Here is a 14,244-nt window from a genome sequence, read left to right as displayed (position 1 = left end):
TTTATAGTTCAATTTTAATCGTATGAATAAGGAGTTTCATTTTCTTGATGATGGTGGCGAGATGGGTAAGTTAATGCGCGAAAAAGATTGGTCAATGACACCATTAGGTCCGCCAGAAGAGTGGCCGCAAAGTTTACGAACCACATTGAATATTTTATTGAACTGTCCTTTTCCGATGTTTTTATTTTGGGGAAAAAAATTGAAGGGATTTTATAATGATGCCTATAGACCTAGTTTAGGGAAAGATGGTAAACACCCATTTATTTTAGGTCTAAATGGAAAAGAGTCATGGCCAGAAATTTGGGATGATATATATCCATTACTTACAGCTGTAACAGAACGTGGGGAAACCATTAAAATGGAAAATCAACTAATTCCTTTTTTTAGAAATGGTAGAATTGAAGATATTTATTGGACGTTTAGTTATAGTCCTGTAAAGGATGAATCTGGTAATGTTGCAGGTGTATTGACTGTTTGCACAGATACTACAGAGTCTGTTTTGGCAGAGAAACGTTTGAGGGAAAGTGAACGTCGTTTTCGTGAAATTGCCAATCTATCACCCATGTGGATTTGGATTACAGATGCAGATATAAATGTAGAATATGCCAACAAAGAACTTTTAGATTTCATAGGGTTGTCTCATTATTCTGAATTTGAGGGTCAGGTATGGAAAAGTATAGTACACCCAGATGATATAGAATTGGTTTTTGAAGGTTTCAGCAAGGCTGTAGAAAAGCAAGAAAGAATGTCCTTAGAATACCGTGTAAAAAATGCGACAACCAACGAGTATGAATGGTTTAAAATCGTGGCAGTACCTAAATTTGAAAACGGTGAGATTAAAGGTTTTCTTGGTACGGGAATGAATATAGAGCAACAGAAATCGTACGAAGAGAATTTAAAAAACGAAGTAGACCACCGTACAAAAGAACTGGCTTCTAGTAATTTAAAGCTAGAAAAAATGAATAAAGAGTTACAATCTTTTGCATATATCTCTAGTCATGATTTACAAGAGCCGTTACGTAAAATACAAATGTTCGCCGAAGTGTTGATGGATAATGAGTACGATCAGTTATCTACTTCTGGTAAAGTTAAATTCGAAAAAATACAATCTGCGGCCAATAGGATGCAGGCTCTTATCAACGATTTATTATCATATTCTCGTACAGATACAGAGCAAAGGGTTTTTGAAACAATTGATTTAAAAGATCTAGTAGAAGATATTAAAAATGATTTAGGAGAAGAGTTAAGTAAAAAAGAAGGTACGATCCTCTTAAAAAACTCTTGTCAATTAGAAGTAGTTCATTTTCAATTCCGTCAATTAATATATAACCTGTTATCGAACTCTATAAAATATTCGAAAGCAGATGTACCGCCTGTAATTACTGTAGAATCCGAGGTAATTAAAAAAGCGAAATCTATTGATCCGGGTTTGTCTAACACTAAAGAATACGTTCAAATAACTATTACCGATAATGGTATTGGGTTCGAAGAACAATTTTCTGAAAAAATATTCGAGGTTTTTCAGCGATTACATTCTAAGCAAGAATACGTAGGTACGGGGATAGGTTTGGCTATTGTAAAGAAAATTGTACAAAATCATGCTGGGGTTATTAGTGCTAGAGGTGAATTAAATAAGGGGTCTGTTTTTACCATTGTACTTCCCAAAAAGCAGTAAGTATAACCCATTTTATATCCGAAGTACTAAAAATCTATTCAATTGTATTGATTGAGTTAAATTGTTATGTCACTGTATTTCATTTTAATAGCTAGTTAAATTCCAATAGTTCCTGATTATTTGAAAGAAAATTTTTTAGAGTTAAAGCATATTCTTTTAAGGATATTGTATGGGTGAATTCGATTCTATTTTTGATTTATGAATACTACAATAACAAAATCGGCAGGTATGGGTGCTGTCATAAATGATGGCGCTGTAACCTTTAGAGTATGGGCTCCAAATGCAGTGAAAGTCTTCGTTGGCGGTAGCTTTAATAATTGGTCTGAAAACGAGATTGTTCTCGAAGCGGAGAATAATGGATATTGGTCTGTAAGTACAGATCAAGCATCGGAAGGTGATGAATATAAATTCTTTATCGAATATAACGGTAAACTTTTATCAAGAAATGACCCTTACGCCTATGAGGTAACTAATAGCAACGGTAATTCTATAATAAGAACATTAGATTTCAATTGGGAGGATGAAGATTTTAAAATGCCGAGCTGGAACGAGCTTGTCATTTATGAGCTACACGTAGGTACTTTTAATCGTTCTGCACCAGATGCTGTTGGTACTTTCGAAGATGTCATCGAGAAACTAGACTATTTAAAAAACTTAGGAATTAACTGTATAGAATTATTACCCGTGGCTGAGTTCGCAGGTGGAATATCTTGGGGTTATAATCCCGCTCACCCGTTTGCAATAGAACAAGATTATGGTGGTCCAGATGCTTTTGCAAAGCTGGTCAATGAAGCACATAAAAGAGGAATCGCGGTGATTATGGATGTTGTTTATAATCATTTCGGTCCCTCAGATGTAGATTTATGGCAGTTCGATGGTTGGAGCGAAAATGAAAAAGGTGGAATTTATTTCTACAATGATCATAGAAGCGACACTCCGTGGGGCGATACCAGACCAGATTATGGTAGAGAAGAAGTACGTAAATACTTGCGTGACAATGCATTAATGTGGATAGAAAAATACCATTGTGACGGTCTACGAATGGATGCTACTTCTTACATACGCTACGAAGGTGGGGGTTTAGGGTATGATACAGAAATTGAAGAAGGCAATGTTTTAATGCGCGATATCAATACAGAGATTAGAGAGAAATATCCGCATGTATTGACCATTGCAGAAGATCTAAAGGGTGATAGTAGGGTTACCGATGCTGTTGAACACGATGGTCTGGCATACGGTTCTCAATGGGATATGAATTTTGTTCACCCCGTGAGAGAGGTGATTGAAGATACCCATGACGACAGTAGAGATTTGCAGAAAATTATTGATGCATTAGAGTTTAAATATAGTAATGATGCGTTTTGCCGAATTGTATATACCGAATCTCATGATGAGGTTGCCAATGGTAAAGCCAGGGTTCCAGAAGAAATTCAACCAGGAGATGCAGAAAGTGATTTTGCCAAGAAAAGAGCCATTTTGGGTATGGTGTTGACGTTAACATCGCCAGGTATACCAATGCTTTTTCAAGGGCAAGAGTTTATTGAAGATGAGTATTTTCAAGATACTGAAGCTTTAGATTGGGAAAAAGAAAAAAAGCATAAGGGTATAGAAAACTTGATCAGCGATATTATTAAGTTGAGAACCGGAGAAACTGAAGGCGGTAAAGGGTTAAGAAGTCAACATGTGGAGGTTTTACATAGTAACCACGAAACTAAAATATTGGCATATACCCGTTTCGACGGTAATGATCCTACCGAACCAGTTCTTGTAGTTTTGAATTTTAGTAATCAAGAGTATGAAGACTATGGTATTGGTTTAAATGAAAATGAACCATTTGAGTTAAGAATAAATGCAGGTAGTAAAATCTACGATAAAGATTTCTCAGAATTAACAGTAAATAATGTTGAAGTAGTTGAAAAAAGTACAGATGCGAAAAACTGGACGGGTAAAATAAATATTCCCGCTTATGGTGCATTAATTTTTACGAAATCGTAAAACTGATATTCATTATTAAAAACGGTTTTTTTAGTAGATTTAGACCTACAATGAAGCCGTTTTTTAAGCTAAGATTTAAAAGTGGTAATATTTTATTGTATTTTGTTATATAATGTTTTTCTAAAATAATAATTTTACAAGCATTTATGCAGCAAACTAATTGTGAGGTATTGAATGGAATATAGTTTCATATATAGCCCTGAAAAAATGGTTAATGAAGTATTTCGAAAAACAATGGTCGCTGTAGGGGTTGATTTTGAAATGTTGCAAGACGGTACCATTAAGTTGCCAAATGATTTAAGTGAAGAAAAATTTGCAATTATTTCATCGCGGCTAGAAGGTTATGGTATAAAGATTCAAACAAAAGAGAATCGAGATATCGTTGAAGAAATTAAGATTTATATTAAGAAGATGGTTTATGAGGGCGATATTAGAGATGTAAAAATTTCAGAATTGCTCACCAATCAATTGGGTTTTAGTTATCCATATCTTTCTAATCTATTTTCGAGTAAAACGTTTACCTCGATAGAGAATTTTTATATATTAGTGCGCATTGAAAAAGTGAAGGATTTGGTGCTGTTAGAGAATACAAGTTTAGGTGAGATTGCTCATGACTTAAATTTTAGCAGTGTGCCTCACTTATCGAATCAGTTTAAAAAAGTTACCGGGTTAACCATAACCCAGTATATGAAGTTTAGAAAAAAGTGAGAAGAACGGTTCTTCTTTCAATACATTAAAAGTGAAAATGGATAAATTAAGAATACTACTCGTTGACGATGACGAAGACGACAGACAGTTTTTTGCAGATGCATTGGAAGGGATTGAACTCAATACAGATTTACACCAATTAGAAAATGGTAAAAGCTGTATGGAGTATTTATTGAGCGATACCGATAATACTCCCGATTTAGTGTTTTTAGATTTGAACATGCCCATTATGAATGGGTTCGAATGTTTAGAAGCTATAAGACGGACACCTCATTTAAAAGACTTGTTGGTAGCTATTTATTCTACCTCATCTGCAGAAAGAGATATTGAAGAAACCTTTGAAAAAGGAGCGAACATCTACATTAAAAAACCTTCAAGCTTTAACGAACTTAAAAAGTCATTGAAACAAGTGGTGAAAATGAACTGGGCATATCATTTAAATGATTTTAAGAAAGAGAATTTTTTATTGAAAATATAAGGTCTTAAATAAAGCTATAATAAAAAAGTTGTTTCATTCGGAACAACTTTTTTTGTTTTAGCACTAGCCGAGCTGAATTATATACACTTATTTCGTAGTATCTTAACAAAAGGATGAAAAGTATAAACCGATGATGAATACAATAGCAGATAATTTATTTAAAAAAATAGTTGACGATGCCAACACTGCTGTTCTATATGCCGAGTCACCGGTACCGAATTCTTTGCATTCAAAAGAGTATTTAATTAAGTATGCGAACCAAAAAGCGCAAAATTTCTTTTCTATTGCTCTGAATCCTAACCAGAATAAATCATTAGGTGAAATTGTAAAATATGATGAAGTTTTAATATTAGCCAATAAAGTTTTAGAAGCAGGAGTTGAAGAAAATTTCAATATTGTAGTTAAAGAAGATAACAATCTTTTTAACTATAATGTCAGAATTACTATAGTGCATACAGGGCTATTATTTGCTTTGACCTTACTTAAACCAGATTTTATTACCGATAAAGAATCTAAACTCCCTTTGGGTAACCTAGAATCGAGAAAGCGAGAGCTTGAAATTTCAAGCCTTTTTGGTATACGGGTATTAGATAGTAATGATAGTATAATTTGTTATTTGAAACCTATTTTCAATAATAAAGGTGATGTTGAAGATTTTCGAATAGATTATATCAATAATCGAATGGGGGAAATTGCCAATGAAGAATCTGCAATAATTGAAGGTCAAACTATTTTGGAGTACTACCCCAACAATCTAGAGAATGGAGTGCTGGAGATTTTAGCAGATGGTTATATATCTGGAGAAAATAAAGAATATACAAAAGAATTTATTTTTGATGAAGAGGTTATTTGGTTGACGACAAGGGCAATTAAAATGAACGATGGCTTAATTCTTTTTTCAAAAGATGTAACTCAAGAAAAGAAATACGAAGAGCAACTATTTATTCAGAATAGATTATTGTCAGAAGCAGAACGTGTTGCCAATATTGGTAGTTTTCGATGGAATTTGAGTAAAAAGGAAGTTAAATATTCTGACAATGTCTACAGATTGTTCGGTTATGATCCTAATGAGTTTGATGATAAGTATGATAGATTATTGACATTCTTACACCCCAATGATGTAGAGAAGGTAAAATCTAGTTTTAAAGAAGGTAAAAAGAATAAAACAAAATCTGACCTAGTCTTTCGTGTCTATACAAAATCTAGCGAGCTGAGATATATGAATACGATAGGCGAATATTACCAGAAAGAAGGTAATTGGTATATGGTCGGTGTCATTAGAGATGTAACCAAAGAAATAGAGGGCGAGTCTAAATTGCAAATAAAGAATTCAGAATTAAAAAGAACTAATGCAGATTTAGAAGCTTTTAACCGTGTTGCCAGTCATGATTTGCAAGAACCCTTGCGTAAAATTCAAATGTTCGTTAGCCGCTTAGATGAAGAAGAGCAGGGGCGTTTAAGCAACCGGTCTATTGGCTATTTGAATAAGATAAAGTCTTCGTCAGATAGAATGCGAAGTCTTATTAATAATCTTCTAGCTTATTCAAAAGTAGATGAGGTTGCTGAGCAACCTAAACGCGTAGATTTAAATGATGTGTTGAAAAATGTACTAGAAGATTTGGGCGAGCTTATAAACGATTTAAATGCTAAGGTAGATTCAACAAATTTACCTGTGGTCAATGGTATTCAATTTCAGTTAGAGCAATTGTTTGCAAACCTTATCGGCAATTCACTTAAATATGTAAAAGAAGGGGTTCAGCCCAATATAAGAATATTAAGTAGTGTTGTTTTGGGTAATAAATCGTCAGAGGGTAATTTGTTGCCAAATATCAACTATGTAAAATTACAGTTTATTGATAATGGTATAGGATTCGAAAAAAAATATCAAGATAAAATATTTGAAATATTTCAACGCCTACATGGTAAAACTGAATTTTCAGGAACAGGGTTAGGCTTGTCTATCTGTAAAAAAATCGTTCAATCACATAATGGGTCTATTTTGGCAAAAGGAGAATTGAACAAAGGTGCTGAGTTCACCGTATATCTTCCTACTTTATTATAATCACACATTTTCGTTCTAAATTGGGCGTTCTTAAAATTGTGTAACAGCTTCTTAAAATGATGTAACACATTTATATCTCATTGGTCGCATCTTTGTATCAACAAGAAATGTAGACTTTATGAAAAATCTTCAATACGCTAGAGTAGGTACTATAAGACACAAAGATGCCTATCAGCAAACTGCGAATACACAACAAAGTGGTTCTAGTTTTTCAGCTGCTTTCAATGCTGAAGAGGCTACATTAAATAATAACCAACTAAATAATATATCATGCAAATAGTTCATAATCAATTAAGTTATTTTAATAGTGTTTTAGGAGGAAGTATTTCAAACTTTCAAGGTGATCGTATTCTTCAATATGACAATGAGAAAGGAAATGGTAGAATTCAGACAGTATCATTAGGATCAGGAATTTCTTATACCGAATATGATATGGACCTAAAAGAAGATTTTAATTTCGATTTAAAGTTGGATGAAAATCCTAGTTTGTATTTTATTTATTGCCTTGAAGGTAGTTTCAGATTTTCTCAAGGTAAAGAGATTAATAAAGTAGAGGCTTTACAAACCGTTGTAATAGGTGGTTCAAATGAGACTATCAATATAAAACTAAGAGAGGCGACCAAGTCTAACTTATCAATAATTAAAGTAACCCAAGATGGCGAGTCATTAAGCAAGAATTCAAATAATGAGTTGTATGAGCGATTGTTCGCGTCATTTTTAAATGAAGATGGGGAGGCACATATAGGTACTTTTAACTTAAAAATAAAAGAACAATTACTTCAAATAAGATCAATTACACAAGTAGGCTTGGTTAGAAAACTACTTATTGAAGGTATTGTAAACTTTACTTTGGCGTTAGAGATATTACATTGTAAGCAAGATATAGAAAACAGTGGTCAAGTTTCTACGATGTTAACTAAAAAAGAGCTTCTAAGAATAGAAGAAGCTGTAAATGCGATTAAAAGAAAACCAGAGTTTCCTTATACTGTAACAGATTTAAGTAAAGAATATGGTCTTTCACCAACTAAGCTTCAAGAAGGCTTTAAAGTAATGGAAGGTACTACAGTAACTAACTTCATTAGAAATGAAAGATTAGTCCTGGCTGAAGAGCTTATTCAAACATCTGATATGAACATATCAGAGATAGTTTACTCCATTGGATTTACAAGCAGAAGTTACTTCTCTAAAATTTTTAGAAATAAATTTAAATGTACTCCAAAAGCATACCTAATGAATATTAGAAACGTATCGCTTTCAGCATAGAATAATAAATTCAAAGAAGATAAGGCCGGCTCTATTGAGCTGGCTTTTTTGTTTTATTTAATGAAATAAATCTTGGAGAAAAGATTGAAAATCAAAAAAAATCCAACTAATAAAAATGTTAGGAGGATATTTAATTTATATAAGATAGTAGTAAGTGTTTGAAAGTCACTTTTAAATAGAAATAACAAACTCTTTTTCGTTTCTCTCGGCATCTTCTACATAGCGCAAACATTTATGTAAAAGAGTCTTAAGCTGATTGTATGATGAAGGTTTTTGTAAATATAACGAAGCACCCATTTCATTTAATCGAGTAATTTCTTTTGGGTGATAAGAGGTAGAATAAATAATTACTGGGGTATCGGCATATTTTTCTAAATCTCTGATATCTGCCAAACATTCGAACCCGTCCATCATGGGCATTTTTAAATCGAGAAAAATTACATCAGGTTTTTCTGCTGTATTTGATAACAATTCTGCCATTAAATCTACACCATTATTAAACTCAGAAATTTTAGTTTGTATTGGAATTTCGCGTAATGCATCAGAAAAGAAAGTTCTGTCGTCGCTATCATCATCTGCTAGGTAGACATTTAGTAAAGTTTTGCTCATGGCAATTAATAATTTAAAACGCTAAAAGATATTTTGTTCACGAAAATTTTAATTAAAAATAATAATCAAAATCCAACAGCAAGATAAAACTTAAAGACTTTATTCTCTAATTCGATTGGTTTAAAAAATAGCTCAATACCATAATAAATTTTTGCAATTAGTGTTGAACGGTATGGTAAAACTACTATTCAACGTACTTTATTATAGCTGTGCCACCTAAAGTGTTGTTTTTAATAGATACAATGGTTCTTTTTAGCGCATTTACTAGTGTGTTGAATGAATTTGGTTTATGAAGATACCTATTGGCACCGTTCTCGAATAGTTCAGAGATACGATTAATATTGTACTCATTGGAAAAAATGACAATAGGAGTCTCATCTAAATGATTCATTGATCTAATCATTTCCAAGGTTTGTTCACCATTTAATTTGGGCATAAAGAGATCTAGAAAAATAACATCAGGGGTATTGGGGTTTGTTCTAAGAGTTTCCAATAAATCCATGCCATTTGAAAACATGGTAATTTTTAGGTTCCCTTCTATACTCGCTATTGCCTCTCTAAAAATTTGCTGATCATCTAAATCGTCTTCAGCCATAAATAAATGGAATACATCATCTACAATCATTGTTTTATAATTTAATTATCCTCCAATGACCTCTCCACCATTAATATGAAGTACTTGCCCTGTCATATAACTACTGTCTTCACTTGCCAAATAAACATATGCGGGACCAACTTCAGCAGGTTGTCCTGCTCTTCCCATCGGAACATCTTTTCCAAATTTTTCTAAATCTTCACCTTCAAAAGTAGCGGGTATTAATGGAGTCCAAATTGGTCCTGGAGCTACGGCATTTACACGGATACCTTTTTTTGCCAGCGATTTTGATAAGCTTCTGGTAAACGAAACAATGGCACCTTTTGTGCTGGCATAATCAATAAGATGTTCAGAGCCTCTATAGGCGGTAACAGAAGTGGTGTTTATAATCGTATCACCTTCTTTTAGGTGCTTCATAGCTGCTTTTACAATATAAAAGTATGGGTAGATGTTGGTTTCAAAAGTAGTGTGGAGATTTTCTGTTTTAATATCTTCAATATGCTCTGTAGGAAACTGCATTGCCGCATTGTTGACAATACAATTTAGAAAACCGAATTTTGAGATGGTTTCGTCAATTGCTTTTTTGCAAAATTGTTCATCTTTAACATCACCTTTAATCAAGAGGCATTGACCGCCTTCGTTTTCAACTTCAGACTTTGTTTTCAAAGCGTCCTTTTCTTCATTTAAATATATTATTGAGACCATTGCACCTTCTCTTGCAAAATGTACGGCTACACTTTTACCTATGCCGCTATCTCCACCGGTAAGCAGTACAACTTTGCTTTTTAGCTTATCACTGCCTTTGTAGTTTTTACGTATAGTTAACGGTTCAGGGTTCATTTTAAATTCCTTACCCGGTTGTTTTGCTTGTTCTTGATTTTTATCTATAGTTATATTTTCCATGTTCTAATTATTTATAGTTACTACTTATGCTGCCAGTTTTCTACACTCTTTCGCACATGCCAAGCAAGACTCTGCACAAACTTTACAATGTTCGTGATCATGTTGTTGGCATTGTTCTGCGCACCATTCGCAAACTTCAGCGCATAGTGCCGCCTGTTTGGAAGAGAAAGGACTATCTGCAATTAATAATTTTATCGTATTTAAGCATGCATCTACACATTGCATGCAGCATTTTGGGCAATCGTTCATACTCTCTAATCCTGCCATTTGTACCATACAATTTTGGCAATCAATAAAACATTTTTGGCAGGCTTCTATACAACTTTGATATTTTGAATTCATAGCATTAAATTTTACAACGAAATAATTTGTTTGTTAAAATTAAAATTCGAACCCAAAATTTATTTGCTCTTTTAATTAGAAGTTTTGCGTTATAGCTAAAGGGGAAATAATAGTATTAAAAAAGCACAGTAAAGAGCAGCATTGCAAACTGAAAGATGTGTAATTAAAATGGTATAAAGTTATGCTCTTTTTACATCTTTCATAATCCATAAATCTAGTGGTGAATCATCATCTTTATGTAACACTGAAATATCACCGGTAGTTTCGAAAATAACAGCTTTTATTTGACTTAATTCGGTAACGTTCGCTTCTCTAAGTTTAGAGCGCAAATCGCCTTCGGTAACTCTGGCTTTTAATAAATTAGCCGAGATAATTTCATTTCCATCCATCAATAATAATGGGGAATTGTCAACAATATTTTGGAAGGTTTTATTTCTACGTGCTAAGGCTATACCTATTTGTAGAATATAAACTAGTGCCAAACCTATTATACCTTCGATCATTTTTACCGAAGATGATAATATGGTACTTGCTATTATTGAGCCGACAGCAACAGTCATGGCAAAATCAAAACTCGACATTTTCGAGAAACTTCGTTTTCCGCTTATTCTTGTAAATAAAATTACGGCAATGTAAATACCTATTGTGCTACATAAAATGATTAGGGCAGTATGCCATGATGTGTTAAATAGTTCTTTCATGATAATTGGTTCTAAGATTATGATGGTAAATGTTATAAATGAATAATATAGAATTTTAGATAATCATTTGAATTCATCTATCAAGCGATTCATAATGATTAGACGTTACATTCTATTTCTTTCTAAATTTCAAAATGAGGAAGAGCATAGTGGAATTCAATAGTGTTGAAATGCCGTTGGTAAGAATAATTGGAACATCTTTCTTCATTATGCCATAAACTGTCCATAATAAAACACCAATAGTAAGTATCAAAAACATTTTAGGCGAGACATCTTCAATTTTTTTTGTTTTCCAAGCTCTATATATTTGAGGTACTGCTGCTATAGTTGTGAAAATTCCGGCAAGTATACCAATAAGCTCTTCCATACGCATAGCTGGTTTTTAATAATTACTGTTAAATATTAAAATTGTAGCATTATATGCCACTATTAAAATTGAATTTAGCTGGGTTGAATTTTAAATAGTGATTCGATTAAATCTTTTATTTGTTCAATAGATTTCTGCTGTTTTTTTATGCAAAAAATTATTTAATTTCCAAATAACTAATTGTTTAACGGTATAGCTATGGCATTTATGGCAATATTTATTTCTGGTATTCTAGGTACTACGGTTATGACGGGCTTTAGTCATATTGTAGAATTACTTACCGATCATAAGTTTAATGAGGCGCATTTATTAAATGAATTTATCAATCGATCAAAAAAGACCACTTCAAAAATTGGTAAAAATCACTACTTAGGTTGGTTCCTTCATTTTATGATAGGTGTATGTATGGCGGTGTTTCTCTACTGCTATTATTTTTATATGGCGGATAATGTCCTCATCTGGACAGGTGTATTCTTAGGCTTTATTTTGGGTATAATAGGTGTGACCGGTTGGTCAATAATGATCAGTGCTCATTCAAACCCGCCAGACATAAAATGGAAATTATTTTTTGTACAACTAATCTTTGCGCATATGATTTTTGGAGTAACTATAACTTGGGTATTGGCAAAATTCGCATTTAACCTTTATGTATAAATTTTAGATAAGAGATAGAATTAGGTTTATGAAATTGAAAATATCAAATTATACAAAACGAGCAATTATAGGAGGATTTATTTCTTTGGGCTTTATAGGATTAGGCACATTAATGCTTGGTAATTTAAGCGGTTATGAAGCTAAGGTCTTAATAAAATCAAGTCTAACAGGTTTAAATACGCTATGTAACACCATTGTATTGGCATCAGCTACCATTTTAGCTTTAATGCTAACTTTGTTAGGTGTAAGTTCTGGTACCAACTCTAAATTGAAAAATGATCACTATATGCATATCATGCAAATAGCGAAATTAGATACGGCAATATTCATTGCATCACTTTTATTTTTCTTGGTATTTAATTTACCAGTTACCGAAAGTGAAAACATTCCAGAAAATTATTTTGATGCCATCTATTACGTTACTATTGGTGTAAGTGCAATACTTAGTTCAGCTTTAATAGTTGTAGTGCTAATGTTATATAATACTATAATCAATATTATTAAAATTATAGGTTTGGGTATCACCGATCACCCTTTAATTAAGAGTGAAGAAGATGGGGCGGACAATTAAATAATACATAGTTCTTTAATTTGACCAATAGCAAGAAAGATAATTATAACTAATGGTTATAACGGCGGCTCTGCCACCATAGATTTAATCTTCTTCCAAAAGTGTTTTGAAGTTACATTGGTAGGCTCTATGAGATCGGCCATCAAAATTAGATTTCTTTTAAATTGCTCGTACTCGTATTTGTTTGTATTGTCCTCGTCGATGGGATAGTAGGCCATACCCCAATTCGGGAATGTTCTTTTACTTGTTTCATCATTTGAGAAAATAGTGACATTCTTATGGCGAGGATCAAGTTGGATCTTTTGGTAAAGGACTTCTATTTTCTCTTTATTACCTTCTAGAAGCTGAACAAAGCGACCCTTATAATAAATTAAGCAACCTGTAATATCATCACGTTGATTGTTTGCACGAGCCTTTTCAAGTAATTCTTCCATCTCTGGCCCCTTAATTTTATTGGTGGCAACAGATTCATAAGTCAATGTATACATCTAAAATGAAATTGGTCTTAAAGGGCAAAAATAATAAAAATGTCAAATAATGAAAAAGACTTTTTGAAAAAGTGAATAGATTCAGATTGTAGCAAATGTTATAAAACAAAAAAGCCCCTAAAAGGGGCTTTTGAGTGATCGCAGGAGGATTCGAACCTCCGACCGTCTGCTTAGAAGGCAGATGCTCTATCCAGCTGAGCTATGCGACCGACACCATTTTTTCAAATGTGGGTGCAAACTTAGTGATTTTTATAGACTGGTAAAACCAAAATCAACAAAATTTTCATTATTTCTTTTTTGTACTATAATACCGCTATGAACGACCTTCGTATTGATCAAAATTTTCCCATAGTTGATCAAGAACTTTATAGAAAATTTCGAACTCTTCTTCGGTGATACCCAGTGTACTAACTTTTCGTAAATCTTTAATAAATGGCATTACCTGGGTGATTAATGCAGAACCTTCATCTGTAATCACCAATTTATACCTTTTTTGATCATCTCTGAATCTAGACTTTCTTAACAGCCCTTTTTTGCAAAGTCCGCTAATAACTCGAGAAGTTGTAGCCCTGTTTCTGAAGTTAGATTTGGCAATATCTGCTTGAGAAGCATCTTTGCCTTCTAAATGTACGCGTTGTAAAATTACCCATTGCTCAATCGTCAAATCAATATTGTTCTCTGCAAATACCTGTAAAAAGGTGCTTTGAACCTTTTTAAGTGTACGGTCAATATATACTCCGAAGCCTTCCGTCCTATCCATAATCCAAATGTTATTCCTCCAAAAGTAACGGAGTTTATCGTTAATATTGTTGTTAGTGCAACAATATTCAAAA

17 protein-coding genes and 1 tRNA gene are annotated in these 14,244 nt (G+C 33.0%); 9 read left to right on the top strand and 9 right to left on the bottom strand.

The features are described from left to right. The first annotated feature begins 22 nt into the window (after positions 1–22). From CLV90_RS13910 to CLV90_RS13885, 7 genes are all read left to right on the top strand, one after another. Positions 23–1,675 (top strand): PAS domain-containing sensor histidine kinase, encoded by a 1,653-nt coding sequence (locus CLV90_RS13910; protein WP_133688117.1) that lies wholly within the window; start codon positions 23–25, stop codon positions 1,673–1,675. Positions 1,676–1,873: 198 nt separating this feature from the next. Further along, the gene (locus CLV90_RS13905; RefSeq protein ID WP_133688116.1) at positions 1,874–3,670 is read left to right on the top strand and encodes an alpha-amylase family glycosyl hydrolase; all 1,797 of its coding nucleotides are present in this window, start codon (positions 1,874–1,876) and stop codon (positions 3,668–3,670) included. A gap of 207 nt (positions 3,671–3,877) precedes the next feature. Then, positions 3,878–4,378, top strand: a complete 501-nt coding sequence (locus CLV90_RS13900; RefSeq protein ID WP_166638593.1) for a helix-turn-helix domain-containing protein — start codon at positions 3,878–3,880, stop codon at positions 4,376–4,378. A gap of 37 nt (positions 4,379–4,415) precedes the next feature. Beyond that, positions 4,416–4,856, top strand: coding sequence for a response regulator (locus CLV90_RS13895; RefSeq protein WP_133688114.1), 441 nt, complete (start codon positions 4,416–4,418; stop codon positions 4,854–4,856). A 130-nt stretch (positions 4,857–4,986) separates the two neighbouring features. Continuing rightward, the gene (locus tag CLV90_RS13890) at positions 4,987–6,918 is read left to right on the top strand and encodes a sensor histidine kinase (protein ID WP_133688113.1); all 1,932 of its coding nucleotides are present in this window, start codon (positions 4,987–4,989) and stop codon (positions 6,916–6,918) included. Between the two features lie 118 nt (positions 6,919–7,036). Further along, entirely contained in the window at positions 7,037–7,198 is a 162-nt protein-coding gene (locus CLV90_RS19315) for a hypothetical protein (RefSeq protein ID WP_166638592.1), read from the top strand. Beyond that, a complete protein-coding gene (locus CLV90_RS13885; protein WP_133688112.1) occupies positions 7,189–8,181 on the top strand; it encodes a helix-turn-helix transcriptional regulator in 993 nt (330 codons plus the stop codon). Before CLV90_RS19315 ends, CLV90_RS13885 begins: the two co-directional genes overlap by 10 nt. A gap of 171 nt (positions 8,182–8,352) precedes the next feature. On the opposite strand, the gene CLV90_RS13880 is transcribed toward CLV90_RS13885, so the two are convergent. The 6 genes from CLV90_RS13880 to CLV90_RS13855 all read right to left on the bottom strand — a co-directional run bounded on the left by CLV90_RS13880 (position 8,353) and on the right by CLV90_RS13855 (position 11,698). Next, positions 8,353–8,790 (bottom strand): response regulator, encoded by a 438-nt coding sequence (locus CLV90_RS13880; protein ID WP_133688111.1) that lies wholly within the window; start codon positions 8,788–8,790, stop codon positions 8,353–8,355. A gap of 184 nt (positions 8,791–8,974) precedes the next feature. Beyond that, complete coding sequence (locus CLV90_RS13875; RefSeq protein ID WP_133688110.1) at positions 8,975–9,415, bottom strand: response regulator; 441 nt, start codon at positions 9,413–9,415, stop codon at positions 8,975–8,977. Between the two features lie 15 nt (positions 9,416–9,430). Further along, complete coding sequence (locus tag CLV90_RS13870) at positions 9,431–10,288, bottom strand: SDR family oxidoreductase (protein WP_133688109.1); 858 nt, start codon at positions 10,286–10,288, stop codon at positions 9,431–9,433. Between the two features lie 24 nt (positions 10,289–10,312). Then, positions 10,313–10,555, bottom strand: a complete 243-nt coding sequence (locus CLV90_RS13865) for a four-helix bundle copper-binding protein (RefSeq protein WP_243835446.1) — start codon at positions 10,553–10,555, stop codon at positions 10,313–10,315. A 254-nt stretch (positions 10,556–10,809) separates the two neighbouring features. Then, positions 10,810–11,331 (bottom strand): DUF421 domain-containing protein, encoded by a 522-nt coding sequence (locus CLV90_RS13860; RefSeq protein ID WP_133688107.1) that lies wholly within the window; start codon positions 11,329–11,331, stop codon positions 10,810–10,812. 112 nt (positions 11,332–11,443) lie between these two features. Beyond that, on the bottom strand, positions 11,444–11,698 hold the full coding sequence (locus CLV90_RS13855; RefSeq protein WP_243835445.1) for a SemiSWEET family sugar transporter: 255 nt from the start codon (positions 11,696–11,698) through the stop codon (positions 11,444–11,446). A gap of 180 nt (positions 11,699–11,878) precedes the next feature. On the opposite strand from CLV90_RS13855, the gene CLV90_RS13850 reads away from it, so the two are divergent. Then, entirely contained in the window at positions 11,879–12,352 is a 474-nt protein-coding gene (locus tag CLV90_RS13850; protein ID WP_133688105.1) for a DUF6789 family protein, read from the top strand. 28 nt (positions 12,353–12,380) lie between these two features. Next, positions 12,381–12,923, top strand: coding sequence for a hypothetical protein (locus CLV90_RS13845; RefSeq protein WP_243835443.1), 543 nt, complete (start codon positions 12,381–12,383; stop codon positions 12,921–12,923). 56 nt (positions 12,924–12,979) lie between these two features. Here the strand turns inward: CLV90_RS13845 and CLV90_RS13840 are convergent, their stop codons facing one another. From CLV90_RS13840 to CLV90_RS13830, 3 genes are all read right to left on the bottom strand, one after another. Continuing rightward, the gene (locus tag CLV90_RS13840) at positions 12,980–13,411 is read right to left on the bottom strand and encodes a BLUF domain-containing protein (RefSeq protein WP_133688104.1); all 432 of its coding nucleotides are present in this window, start codon (positions 13,409–13,411) and stop codon (positions 12,980–12,982) included. Positions 13,412–13,546: 135 nt separating this feature from the next. Further along, positions 13,547–13,620, bottom strand: a tRNA-Arg gene (locus tag CLV90_RS13835). A 104-nt stretch (positions 13,621–13,724) separates the two neighbouring features. Continuing rightward, entirely contained in the window at positions 13,725–14,171 is a 447-nt protein-coding gene (locus CLV90_RS13830; RefSeq protein ID WP_133688103.1) for a MarR family winged helix-turn-helix transcriptional regulator, read from the bottom strand. Positions 14,172–14,244: the final 73 nt, after the last annotated feature.

Origin of the sequence: Maribacter spongiicola (assembly GCF_004364165.1) — a bacterium.
GTDB classification, from domain to species: Bacteria; Bacteroidota; Bacteroidia; order Flavobacteriales; family Flavobacteriaceae; genus Maribacter; species Maribacter spongiicola.
This window is presented reverse-complemented; position numbering and strand designations above follow the sequence as displayed.

Coding starts and splice junctions, on each gene's coding strand:
- CLV90_RS13890 (WP_133688113.1), top strand. CDS start 4,987: ATGATGAATACAATAGCAGATAATTTATTTAAAAAAATAGTTGACGAT.
- CLV90_RS13870 (WP_133688109.1), bottom strand. CDS start 10,288: ATGGAAAATATAACTATAGATAAAAATCAAGAACAAGCAAAACAACCG.
- CLV90_RS13910 (WP_133688117.1), top strand. CDS start 23: ATGAATAAGGAGTTTCATTTTCTTGATGATGGTGGCGAGATGGGTAAG.
- CLV90_RS13855 (WP_243835445.1), bottom strand. CDS start 11,698: ATGGAAGAGCTTATTGGTATACTTGCCGGAATTTTCACAACTATAGCA.
- CLV90_RS13900 (WP_166638593.1), top strand. CDS start 3,878: ATGGTTAATGAAGTATTTCGAAAAACAATGGTCGCTGTAGGGGTTGAT.
- CLV90_RS13880 (WP_133688111.1), bottom strand. CDS start 8,790: ATGAGCAAAACTTTACTAAATGTCTACCTAGCAGATGATGATAGCGAC.
- CLV90_RS13845 (WP_243835443.1), top strand. CDS start 12,381: ATGAAATTGAAAATATCAAATTATACAAAACGAGCAATTATAGGAGGA.
- CLV90_RS13860 (WP_133688107.1), bottom strand. CDS start 11,331: ATGAAAGAACTATTTAACACATCATGGCATACTGCCCTAATCATTTTA.
- CLV90_RS13905 (WP_133688116.1), top strand. CDS start 1,874: ATGAATACTACAATAACAAAATCGGCAGGTATGGGTGCTGTCATAAAT.
- CLV90_RS13865 (WP_243835446.1), bottom strand. CDS start 10,555: ATGGCAGGATTAGAGAGTATGAACGATTGCCCAAAATGCTGCATGCAA.
- CLV90_RS13875 (WP_133688110.1), bottom strand. CDS start 9,415: ATGATTGTAGATGATGTATTCCATTTATTTATGGCTGAAGACGATTTA.
- CLV90_RS13830 (WP_133688103.1), bottom strand. CDS start 14,171: ATGGATAGGACGGAAGGCTTCGGAGTATATATTGACCGTACACTTAAA.
- CLV90_RS19315 (WP_166638592.1), top strand. CDS start 7,037: ATGAAAAATCTTCAATACGCTAGAGTAGGTACTATAAGACACAAAGAT.
- CLV90_RS13895 (WP_133688114.1), top strand. CDS start 4,416: ATGGATAAATTAAGAATACTACTCGTTGACGATGACGAAGACGACAGA.
- CLV90_RS13840 (WP_133688104.1), bottom strand. CDS start 13,411: ATGTATACATTGACTTATGAATCTGTTGCCACCAATAAAATTAAGGGG.
- CLV90_RS13885 (WP_133688112.1), top strand. CDS start 7,189: ATGCAAATAGTTCATAATCAATTAAGTTATTTTAATAGTGTTTTAGGA.